At 39.8% G+C, this 12,089-nt stretch carries 7 protein-coding genes; 1 reads left to right on the top strand and 6 read right to left on the bottom strand.

Annotation, left to right across the window (positions count from 1 at the left end; all coding sequences use genetic code 11):
* Genes LVD47_RS16240 through LVD47_RS16255 form a run of 4 tightly spaced genes read right to left on the bottom strand, consistent with a single transcriptional unit; the run spans nt 1 to nt 7,826 of the window.
* Nucleotides 1–1,518 carry a sulfatase family protein gene (locus tag LVD47_RS16240; RefSeq protein ID WP_236978817.1) on the bottom strand — a complete coding sequence of 506 codons (1,518 nt, stop codon included), beginning with the start codon at nt 1,516–1,518 and terminating at the stop codon, nt 1–3.
* A gap of 11 nt (nt 1,519–1,529) precedes the next feature.
* Complete coding sequence (locus tag LVD47_RS16245; protein WP_236978819.1) at nt 1,530–3,221, bottom strand: RagB/SusD family nutrient uptake outer membrane protein; 1,692 nt, start codon at nt 3,219–3,221, stop codon at nt 1,530–1,532.
* A 13-nt stretch (nt 3,222–3,234) separates the two neighbouring features.
* Nucleotides 3,235–6,777, bottom strand: coding sequence for a SusC/RagA family TonB-linked outer membrane protein (locus tag LVD47_RS16250; protein WP_236978820.1), 3,543 nt, complete (start codon nt 6,775–6,777; stop codon nt 3,235–3,237).
* A 47-nt stretch (nt 6,778–6,824) separates the two neighbouring features.
* Nucleotides 6,825–7,826, bottom strand: a complete 1,002-nt coding sequence (locus LVD47_RS16255) for a FecR family protein (protein WP_236978821.1) — start codon at nt 7,824–7,826, stop codon at nt 6,825–6,827.
* Nucleotides 7,827–7,914: 88 nt separating this feature from the next.
* On the opposite strand from LVD47_RS16255, the gene LVD47_RS16260 reads away from it, so the two are divergent.
* Nucleotides 7,915–8,505, top strand: coding sequence for an RNA polymerase sigma factor (locus LVD47_RS16260; protein ID WP_236978822.1), 591 nt, complete (start codon nt 7,915–7,917; stop codon nt 8,503–8,505).
* Nucleotides 8,506–8,867: 362 nt separating this feature from the next.
* Here the strand turns inward: LVD47_RS16260 and LVD47_RS16265 are convergent, their stop codons facing one another.
* Nucleotides 8,868–11,456: a glycoside hydrolase family 95 protein gene (locus tag LVD47_RS16265; protein WP_236978823.1), complete on the bottom strand. Its 2,589-nt coding sequence runs from the start codon at nt 11,454–11,456 to the stop codon at nt 8,868–8,870.
* A gap of 304 nt (nt 11,457–11,760) precedes the next feature.
* On the bottom strand, nt 11,761–11,997 hold the full coding sequence (locus LVD47_RS16270; protein WP_236978824.1) for a hypothetical protein: 237 nt from the start codon (nt 11,995–11,997) through the stop codon (nt 11,761–11,763).
* Nucleotides 11,998–12,089: the final 92 nt, after the last annotated feature.

The raw sequence follows: 12,089 nt of genomic DNA on the forward strand, positions 1-12,089 counted from the left end.
TTACTTATTATTCAATTGGAAATATTTATCCTCAGATATTACAGGCCCTAATTGATTCTTTCTTTTACTACCTTTGTGGGACATAGCGTTCAATTTATCGCGTGGAATATCATACAGTGATCTGTCCAATTGCTCATAATCGGGATGTTCATCTGCCTCCGGTATAAATGATAGAATTTCTTGTACCTGATTCCTTATATTCTCAACTGTTTCAATATCGGAATTCGCTATATCTTTAGTTTCGTAAGGGTCGGTTGACAAATCATACATTCTTTGAATTCTCCTCAAGGTATCTATATATATCTTATACCTTTCATTGCGCATGATGCGGTCCCTGAATGTAAAATGGTTCCGGATTCGACCTCTTTTATCTATGGAGGCCGGATGACTCCCCATTGACAATACCCATTTTTTATTTTCGGTCACTTCCTGCTGACCATTTACAACCGATGCAAAGGATTTTCCATCGATCGAATATTTATCTTCCAACTCTTTAGTGCCACTTAACTCCATCAATGTAGGAAACAGGTCCGTAAAATCCACCAGCGCATCAGATACTTGTCCTTCTTTTATGACACCGGGATTATTCATAATAAAGGGCGCATTAATACCATTTTCGGTAAGGTAGGATTTTCCTCCAATAATGAATTCTCCATCTTTCCGACCTGCTATCGCCGGTGTCGTTCCATTATCAGTCGTAAAAATCACATAAGTATTATCGCGGATTTGTAAATCATTAAGGGCCTTCATTATTTTTCCAACAATAAAATCCGTGTAACGGACCATCGCCTTGTGTTTTTCGATTTTTGATTCTGCATTGGGTTCAAGAGGTGTGGCAACAAATGGAGTATGTGTGAGGACCATGGGGTAATACACCAGAAAAGGATTATCCCTATTCTCACTCATAAAATCTATCGCAAAATCTGAGAACAGGTCCGGCCCAAATTGCCCTTCATACGTTTGGCTTCCATCTTTTGAATGAATATACGGATCCCAATACCGCTTATTACTGATTTCTTCATTTCCTCCTTCCCCACCAGTCCACATAAAATATTCGTCAAACCCACCATTTACCATAGCCTCCGGTTCCAATCGAAAATCATTAATTTGCCATTTTCCCGTAGCACAGGTCTTGTAACCTGCATTGCGTAGGGACCGGGCAAAAACAGGATATTTATCCGGGTCAAATCTTGCGCCATGTCCCCATCGCGGAACGTCATAGTGGTTGATCCATCCATTGTTATACGGATATTGTCCGGTCAACAGGGCGACCCGGCTCGGTGTACACTGCGGCATGGAATAAGCATTCGTAAATCGGATTCCCGTCTCTGATAACCGGTCAATTTCAGGGGTCTTTATGTCTCCGGCTCCATACGCTCCAATCCATTCTTTGCCCAGATCATCAACTAATATTATAACAAAGTTTGGCTTACTCTTTTCGCCTGATTGCTTACAACCGACTAAAATGATTATCCAACATAGACTAACAATTATATATTTAGCAGGCTTCCTGTTCATTTGATTTATTATTACCATCCCGGGTTTTGCGAAATATTAGGATTTGCATCTAAAATACTTTGCCGCATAGGCAAAAGATAAAATTTTTCTTGCCAAACTCTATTATACTCTTCTCCATCGGGTTTAAATTTAGGCCCATCCAAATCACCTGGTAATTCAGTACTCTCAGGGATACCAAATACCTGCCCTATCACTTGATCACCTAATTTGTATCTCCAAATATCAAACCACCTTTGGGGTCCTTCGGCTGCAAATTCATAACGTCTTTCCAAAAGTATTGCATCTATCATGCCATTACCGGTAGTCCCTCTGGTTATTGTAGGCAATCCTATGTCACTATACAAAGGCATACCTACACGTGCCCGAACCCGATCCAGATACTCAAGTGCTTCTTCATCATTACCCCGTGCAGCTAGCGTTTCGGCATACATCAATAGTATTTCAGAATATCTAATAATTTTGTAATCAGAATTTCCCTGATCCAGGGCTTGCAAATCATAATCTAAATATTTTTTAAACCCGTATCCTGTAGGATTTGAAGGACGAGTAATATCATCGGTATTTGGCGGTATGGCCGGATGAGGTTGGTAAATATAAGTATTGACAGGATCCCCTTTTGCCGGTAATTCATCACCAGGTAACACAGCACAAGCCCGAAGCCTGGGGTCCCTGTTTTCCCATGGATTGGACGGATCATATTCCGGATCATCTCTGGGAAATAAACCGTTAATGGTTTGAACCTCTTCAATAAAATCTGAAGTATATCCGGGACGACTTTGGTTATTTCCAAATCGAGCTGCCGGTCCCCTCCAGGAACCTTTTTGTGCAATTCTTCTGGCCAAAGGATGCGTTCTCAACTCCGGGATAAAAATATTTGATAGAATCGTTTCTGAAGACACCAGATCCGAACTGGTTGTAAATTGGGCTTCAAACCCCTCTATACCGTCTGCTAATTCAAATTGACCGCTATTAATAATCTCTGCACAGGCTGATTCGGCTGCCTCATACATCCCGGATACATCATTATGCCAGCCAATAGCATTTAAATGAGCTCTCGCTTTAAGTGCCAAAGCAGCCCATTTTGTAAATCTCCCAACATCGTTTCCTTCATATAGTACTGGTAAGGTTGATGCGATTTCTTCCAATTCCGAAACAATCCAATTAAAAACTTCTAATCTTGGGTCTCTCGAAGGCAACGCATCTGCGGGTATGACTTCTGTTATTAATGCAACATCCCCATAAACAAAAATCATACGCTCATATAACCAGGCCCGCATAAACCGGGCTTCAGCACCATGCCTTTCACGCAAACTTTCATCGGTATATTCCGCATCAGGCAATGCTTCCAGGAAGAAATTTATATCTGCAATTTGGTCATACTTATAAAAATCATCCAAAATATAAGTATCTCCAGGTTGACTCACAGTAAGCCAATTAAAATCCGATCCCATTCGACCTTGTGAATTAATATTTCTGTGAATAGCATCGTCTGTCCAAAAATAAGGCACCAACTCACCTTCATTCTCCAAATCAGGGTGAGGCAAAAATGTGTATATATGATTAAGAGCAAAGCCCATATCAGTCTGAGTCTTAAATACAGATTCTGAAGATAATTCATCAAGGTCTGTAACATCCAAAAATCCACTACAGCTGTTGAGTAATAAAAATAAGGAGAGATTTATATATATAATTGAAATTTTCATAAGCGTTTTCTTTTTAGAATTTTACATTAATACCTGCGGAAAAGGTCAATGGTAATGGGTAATCCACAGCTCCCACCCCTAATTCAGGATCCCAACCATATTCGAATGCCGGGCTATTGGTCCATACGGTACCTAGGTTTTCTAAAGACACAAGTAAACCCAGACCTTTTATTATTCTAAGTCTATCAATTACAGATTTTGAAAAATCATAAGACAATGTAATATTCTGTATTTTGATAAATTCATTGTTAAATATTAGATGTGACACATTCGAACTATAGCCTTGAATTCCATTTCCTTTTGGCACAGGAAAGAATGCATTTTGATTATCAGGACGCCAATAATTACGTTGGTAATTAAATGCATTCGTTCCATTCAAAAACGGTTCATGAGCATCTGCACCACTCCACCATTGATTTCTGTCAAATGCTCCATAAAACCGTGTTAAGAGGGAAAACCCTTTGTAATTTATTCCAACACTAAATCCAAAATTTAAATTTGTTGCACTGTTCTGCTCCAAAATCACCCTGTCGTCCCCATTGATTACACCATCTCCTGTATCTGGCTTCCCATCACCATCAGAATCGATCGTTGGCTGATCAACATATTTATATCCTCCGACAAAGGCACCTCCTACATCGCTTTGATCAATTTGGGTCGAACCATCAGAACCAATATAATTATCTATTTCTTCCTGACTGTCAAAAAAGCCATCGGTTACAAAGCCAAAGCGATCGTTAATACTTTGCCCCACATCAAAATTTGGAGATGATCTTCCTGCCAAATCTGAAATTTCGTTATCATAACTCGTTAAATTGGTAGATATTCTATAATTAAAATCCCCAATATTATTCCTATGGGTTAACATTATTTCCCACCCCCAGCTTTTCACTGCATACAGGTTGGCAGGAACATTACCAAAACCAAATTCTACAGGAGTAATGACTTCATCCAATATATCTTCCCGGTGAGTTATAAAGTATTCAGGAACAATTTGAAGTTTTCCCCTCCAAAGTGAAATATCTGTTCCAATATTGAATGTTGTCGAAGTTTCCCATTTCAAATCACGACTGGCAGGAGCCCCCAAAAACAAACGCGGTTGAATAACCCCTCCCAATGGATACCCAGTATTGTCCAGGTTGACCAATTGCGTCACTCTCCTTCCTACACCGGAATCATCACCTGCACGACCGTAAGAGACCCTTAGTTTAAGCTTATCCAAAAAACGAGCGCTATTCAAAAAGGATTCCTCTGCAATATTCCAACCAAGTGCCACAGCAGGAAAAAATGCCCATTGATTATTCTCTAAAAAATTGGAACTACCATCTCTTCTAAAACTTATCTCTGCTAAATATTTTCCCAGATAATCATAATTCAACCGTCCGAAAAAAGACAGCGTAGTAGCATTACCACCACGACTCGAATTATTTCCAATACCTCCCCCCAATTGGTCATCAATCCTTTGACCAAGCGACAAGTCTATCAAATTATCCAATAAATAACCAGTTCTTGCAGTTTCAAATGTCCCATTTTCTCCCTGTTCTGACTGAAATCCTAATAAAATACCAACAGTATGACTATTAAAACTATTGTTATAATTCAATGTCGATAATGACCTTAAGGAATACCCATTGAATGAATATTGAAAAACTCGCCTGGAATCCGAGCTACCGAAAGAGTATATTCTATTGGGGGATTCAGGATTTGTATAAGAATCCGGATCACTCAAATCCAATGCCACAAAATCATAAATATTATTCCAATCTCTTCTATTCTGATTGGTTTTTATTATTGAAACCTTCTGTTCAATTTCCAACCCTTTTATTGGATTCAACTTGAGAAATCCCTGCACATTATATACATCCCTAATCACCTTATTATATGATCCTGAAGCTGCCTGAGCAACAGGATTAGGATTACCCGGACTTCCTTTATCTACCCACAATCCATCCTCTGACTTTACAGGATAGAAAGGAGATCCCAATATACCATTTCCGCCATCAGCCGGTGTAGATGTTGTAACACGATTGGAAATTAGAGCATTGGTACCTATACTCAACCAATCAGTTATATCACTATCTATTTTCAACCTTAAATTGATTCTCTTAAAATCATCGGCTCCAATTACCAGGCCTTTTTGATTTAGAAAGCTGGTATTTATCAAATACCCAGTTTTTCCGGTTCCACCCTTTATAGCAAGATTATGTGATTGTTGTCCAGCCTTACTATCATAAAGCTCTTCCGGCCATACGGTTTCCGGGTAAAACCCTTGCCTGGCACGTTCTATATCTTCCTCACTGTATGGTGCACTCGAATTACCGCCACCGTCTGCCGAACCTGTAACAGCAATATTTTCAAATTCCATCAACTCTAATGAGTTCAACGTACCCGGTAATTCCGAAGGGGTTTGTATTGAGAAATTGTTGGTATAACTAACTTCAAATCCTTCTTTTTTGTCAGTACTTTTAGTAGTAACTAACATTACACCGTTTGCCCCCCTGGCTCCGTAAATGGCAACGGCTGCTGCATCCTTCAAAATACTGACATTTTCTATGGTCTGAGGATCCAAATCGCTCAAGGAACCTTCAAATCCATCAATGATTACAAGAATATTAGAATTATTCAGGGTACTCGGCCCCCTGATTGAAAAACCTGGAGCGCTTCCCGGCCTTCCATTACTATTCAATCCTCTTAGTCCTGGTAAAGAACCGATAAGTGCAGACTGAATACTTGTTACCGGTCTCTTATCCACGGCAAGATCTTCCCCAGAAACCTGTGAAACGGAACTGGCTACTTTTGAAGATTCCTGTGTACCAAATCCCACTACCACCACTTCATCCAGAGTTTCTGCCGACTCTTCTAATACAATATCGAACATTTTCCCTTCTTCCACCTCAATTTCTTGTGTCACATAACCGATATACGAAATCACTAAAATATCGCCATTTTCCACTCCGCTTAATGTAAATTTACCATCAAAATCCGTAGTCGTCCCTGTATTCGTCCCATTTACCCTGATATTGACCCCAATTAGTGGTTCTCCTTCTGTATTTACCACTTCGCCTTCTATTTCCTGAACATTGATTTTGTTTTGAACAAACTGTGCTACATCCCGTAATTGACCTGCTTTATCAGAATGTCTTTGACTAAGACTAAGGCTTCCCTGTTTTTGTAATCGGTCCAATTGTTTTATTTTTCTTCGTATTTTACGGGCTGTCTTACGGTTATACTGATCATTTTTATAGACTAATACATATTTATCCTGCAACAATTCATACGAAAAATCCGAATCGGATAATAGTCGGCTGAACGCAGATTCAAGATCTTCGTCCTGAACAAATTCAAAATGCATCTGTATATCTTTCACCAAATCGGTTTCGTAACTAATCAATACATCGTATTTCTTACCTATTTCTTCTAGGATTTCTAGCAAACTCCTTTTTTGCTGGCTGGTACCAAAATTAATGTCATCCCTTATTGACGCATTCAAGTCCATTACCGAAATTCCGATAAAAAAAGCCAGGAATAAGACAATACGAGGCATAGTCCTTTTCATATTAAAAAGAATTTTATATTAAAAAATAGTATGTAGTTATATTCTGTCTATTCTGCGAGACTATCCCTTTCTCGCACCGTTATCATTCCGTTTTGATCTACAATCGAAGTGTTGGTTAACTTCTCCAATACCGACAGGGCAAACTCCAGGTCATTGGTTGGTATTCTCACTGTAAAAGTTCTGTTCCCCAGACTTTCATTCTCTATTTCGTAGCTGTAGTTATACGGTTCGGTTATTTGCTTTAAAATCTGATCCAGAGAAAGTTCTTCGAATTCAAATAGGCCCTCCTTCCACGAAATCTCATTGACTTCTGATTCCACTTCACTTAATTCCAATTTTTTATCAAGTAAGGAGTAATCGATTTTTTCACCGGGAGACATAAATATGTCTTTTTGGACAAAATCATTTTGATTAATTTTCACGCTTCCTTCTTCCAGATAAACCGAAGTTTCACTCTCTCTGCAATTGACATTGAAACGCGTCCCCAATACTTCAACATCCAAATCCCTTGTATGTACTAAAAATCTTGCATCTTTCGTACCGGCCTTTGCCACCTGAAAATTAGCCTCCCCGGATAGATAAACAACCCTTGGCTTATCTACAGTAAGATATTTTTGTACTTTAAGGACTGAGTTACCATTCAGCACTACTACAGAACCATCATTCAGTTCGATTGTCTTGATCTCGCCATAATATGTACGATATTCTGTCCAGGAAAATGACTGATACACCGTCACAGCTGTATAACCGGCAATAACTAAAAGAGCAATAGCAGCAGCAACTCGCAATACTATAGATAATTGAAGACCGCTTTTAGGATCTGTATCCTTATCAATGTCGCTTTCTACCTTCGACCAAACATTTTCCAAATTATTATTGTAATCAAGATCGTCCGTTAACAACTTTTCCTCCAGACTATCCGGAATAATTCCGTCATCCAAGTCCTTACGTGAGTTTAATTCCCGGAAAAGTGACCGAACCTCTCTGAGGCTCGCCTTATTAAAATATAGTTTTCTGATCAATTCTTCAAAATGCTTTTTATATGGCATTAAAAGAAGCTTTAGTGAAATAATTGTTTTCAGTACTAATACAAGACAAAATGAAAATAGTATTACTCCAGCGACATTTTTTTTATATTTGAACTGGAAAAGGATTAAAATCAATTCAACTTTTGATTTGGAAAGAGACGAACAATATCATATTTCTGCTTTAAGAAAAGGAAATCGGGAAAGCTTCCAATGGATATTCGACCAGTACAAGATTCCCCTGTATTCGTATATCGTATCTCTATTAAAAAGTGACAAGTGGGCCGAAGATATTTGTTCGGAAGTTTTTATTACCGTATGGAACAACAGAAAAAATTTAAGGTCCGGAACTTTTAAATCTTATATTTTTCAAATCGCCAAAAACAGAGTATTCAATAAGTTGAAAAAGATAGCGGCCGACTCCCGGCAAGAAGATGAATATATCAGATACTATCAGGAATCTACTGAAAGTTCGGCTAGAAAAAATGAACTGACCGGATCCCGACAAAGCCTTCTTGAAAAAGAGATTAAAGAACTCCCGCCTAAACGCAAAGAAATAATTGAAAGGAAATATTTTCGCGGTCAAAGAAACGCTGAGATTGCCAAAGATATGGGCATATCGATCAATACGGTTAAAGTCCAGCTTTACAAAGCACAATTGTTTTTGAGATCCCAATTAGGCAAAAAAGAAGGAAATATCTAAATGTATTTGAGTAAATAGTCAGGCACAAACAACACTCATCCGCTTTTTCTACCTACCTCCTCTCCGGCAGTGTATTTAAATTAACGTCAGTTCTAATGAGAAAATATGAGATCTGAACTCGTGCCGCCTTTAGCTTTAGCAGTGGCACATGGAGCGAAATATAATTAATACTGAGTGGAAACCGGGGTGGAAAAACAAGTTAAATCGTCGATTCTTGCAGTGATTTCTTCAAAGTGATGTCTTAGGCAATGATTTTTCCGCAAAAATAATGAAAGAACAATTATTCGTCGAACTGACAATATACTATCGGCATTCTAAAAATAAAATATTTTATCAAACTCCTAATAAATACATTTCTTTTTCTATTCTCTTTTCAATCGTAACACTTCACCCACCTCACATTTCAAAAAATATGTATAAACCTTATTTTTAGGGATTTCGGGTAAATCAACTTTTGAATGATTTAAATGTACACCAGCGTCCATCGGTTGTAAAAAAGTATTTTCCATCTCCCTGTTGAATATTTCCCCCCCATCTATCTTTAATGGGACAGGACTTTTGACTGGAAGAACACCACCCCGGTCACAATGAATTATTGCTTCAGTCATGTCATGATCTTTCCATGTTATATCCACTTCAAATCCTCCGCGCGCACGCAATCCATGCACTTTCCCATGATCCCACTTACGGGGCAAAGCAGGTAATAAGTGAACAAATCCGTCATGGGATTGCAGTAACATCTCTGCTATCCCCGCCGTGGCACCGAAATTCCCATCTATCTGGAAAGGCGGATGGGCGTCAAACATATTTGGATAGCTGCCGGAACCGCTAAACCGGTCATCATTCTCTTTTACCAATTTGATTAACTTGGAAAGTATCTCCAGGGATTTATCACCGTCGTACAAGCGCGCCCACATATTTACTTTCCATCCCATGGACCAACCGGTCGCCTGATCACCACGTCTTTCGAGAACCCGATTCACGGCTTTGGTTAATTCCTCATCTTTAGTAGGGGTGATTTGATTGCCCGGGTGAAAAGGGTATAAATGCGATATATGACGGTGGTGCACATCCCGGTCTTCGAAATCAAATTGCCATTCTTGTAACTGACCGTATTTTCCGATTTGAAACGGTAACAACTTTTCTGACTTTTCCGCAATCTCTTCAGCGATCGGATCCTTCATCTCCAGTATATCCAATGCCTTCAGGAACCGGGTAAAACTTTCCCGTATCAACGCCATATCCATAGTCGGTCCCGGACTTTGGGTAGAAATATTACCATTTCCGTACACAAAACTCTGTTCAGGAGAGTGGCCAACAGGCGTTACCAGGTAACCCTTCTCATTGGGTATTAACCAATCTTTGTAAAACAATACCGCTCCTTTCAATAGAGGAAATACTTCTTCCTTCAGAAAATATTTATCAGCGGTATACAGGTAGTGTTCCCAGAAGTGGCTGGTCAACCACCCCGCTACCATGGGCCAAAAGGAACATGGGCAACTGTCAACCGGTTCTGTTTGCCGCCAAATACTCATGTTGTGATTGCCGGTCCAACCCTGCAAACCAAACATCTCCCGGGCAGTGGATCTACCATTAATAGCCAATTGTTTTACCGCATCGAATAATGGCTCATGGCATTCGGATAAATTAGTCAGTTCAGCCGGCCAATAATTCATTTCCAGATTGATATTCATTGTGTAGGCACTGGCCCAGGGTGGAATGATCTTTTCATTCCAGATACCCTGTAAATTCAAGGGCTGTCCACCTGGTCGCGATCCTGAAATCATAAGATACCGACCATATTGAAAAAACAAGGTCACCAAATCTTCATCACCACCTTCCGCATATTTCATGATCCGTTCATCTGTGGGAAGCACGGATTGCGCAGTGGGTTCATTTAAAGAAAGCGCTACCCGGTCAAATAGACGGCGGTAGTCAGCTATATGACGGTTTTTCAACTCATTATAGGAGTATAATGCACTCTTTTCTAAAATTTCCAGGGATCGTTCTTTTGGCAATTCCGGGTATTTGGATGGACTTTTATCAAATCCATTATAGCTTGTGGCCGCCGTTACGTAAAGTATGAGTGTTTTCACATCTTCCGCAACTATTTTTCCATCGGTTATTTCCACACTTCCCCCTGTATTCTTATACCGGATCCGGGTCTGAAAATACATACCCAAGCCATCTACTTCATCTCCATATAACACCTGTTTGGCAAACGGCTTCCGGGATCCGTCGGCATTGTATATTTCAGGATATTTGTGTTGATCTCCCAGATTTTCTACAGTTTCCAACGTCCTTCGCAAAGCCAACCCCGGTGCTTGCCCTTCCAGAACCAGGTCCCTTTTATTACAAGAAATATTCATGGTAGGCGTATGTGGCGTGGAAAGTGATATATTCCCGTCAACAGTCCCCGGGCCTTCGGCAGTAATTTTCACCGCAATAATATGATCGGGATAACTGGCAAATATTTCACGTCGATATTTGGTATCCCCTACAGAATAGGTCACGCCTGCAATAGAATTCGAAATATCCAAAAAACGCTTATAATTTTCTATCTGGCCGGCGTGTTCAAGATTCAACCACAGGTCACTCATGGGTTGATAACATTCCTGGGCACGCCCCAGCCATTTATCTTGAATCATCCTTTCCGCTTCCGAATACTTTCCTTCTTCCAATAGCTGCATCACTTCTTTATACTTCCTACGGACATTGATCCCGGTCGAATTGGTATGGGGATCTCCGGAATACAGAGTGGATTCGTTGAGCTGGATGCGCTCATTTTCGGCATTCCCAAAAATCATGCCCCCCATGTATGCATTCCCTATGGGAAGGGCTTCGGTCCAGGCTTCCGCCGACGCGGTATAAAACAGGGTAAGTTTCGGTTCCTGAGAAAACAGGGTAAAGCACAAAAACGTAAACAATAATGAATGGATCAAACTTTTCATATCTTAATATTACTATTTTTTCTATGAAAATAGATTGATTGGTGCTACTTCCCAAGCAATCCAGGACCTTAACGGCATCCATTCAAATCAGGTGAATTTCAACAACGGTTCTTAAACCAATGATTGCGTTCCCTTAATTGGATATACAGATGTATCGTCTATTCCGGCCCTTATAACACCCCTGAAAACCAAAAATTCATTAACTGTTATCATCAATATCATAGGAGCCCGGAAAAGAGATCAACCTGATTTGTATTTCCGATATTTATGGCAGCCATAAAATGGTTAAAGAAATAACCAGGCATTACTTTTCAATCGGCGGTGGACCATCCGGAATAATGCCTTTGTATTCGTAATCCCCTCTTTTACGCTGAAATTCCAATTGAATATTCTCAACTAAATCAGGATCTTCCAACAAGTCCACACCAGTCATAGCCAATAATTTTGCAGCATGTGTCATCCCCTTATGCCCTATTGACATCCCTCCACACGCTACCACTGCCCAGGAATGCCAGGGTGTTTCTCTGGGCGCTGTTGTCACTCTGGCCCTGACGACCGCATTAGGAAGAATTAAGATTTAACAAATATATTTTTTCACAATGTGAAGTTCGATTTTTGTCTTTAGAGTAGTAG

Origin of the sequence: Membranihabitans maritimus, assembly GCF_021729145.1 — a bacterium.
Classification (GTDB): domain Bacteria; phylum Bacteroidota; class Bacteroidia; order Chitinophagales; family Saprospiraceae; genus Membranihabitans; species Membranihabitans maritimus.

Coding starts and splice junctions, on each gene's coding strand:
- LVD47_RS16240 (WP_236978817.1), bottom strand. CDS start 1,518: ATGAACAGGAAGCCTGCTAAATATATAATTGTTAGTCTATGTTGGATA.
- LVD47_RS16245 (WP_236978819.1), bottom strand. CDS start 3,221: ATGAAAATTTCAATTATATATATAAATCTCTCCTTATTTTTATTACTC.
- LVD47_RS16250 (WP_236978820.1), bottom strand. CDS start 6,777: ATGAAAAGGACTATGCCTCGTATTGTCTTATTCCTGGCTTTTTTTATC.
- LVD47_RS16255 (WP_236978821.1), bottom strand. CDS start 7,826: ATGCCATATAAAAAGCATTTTGAAGAATTGATCAGAAAACTATATTTT.
- LVD47_RS16265 (WP_236978823.1), bottom strand. CDS start 11,456: ATGAAAAGTTTGATCCATTCATTATTGTTTACGTTTTTGTGCTTTACC.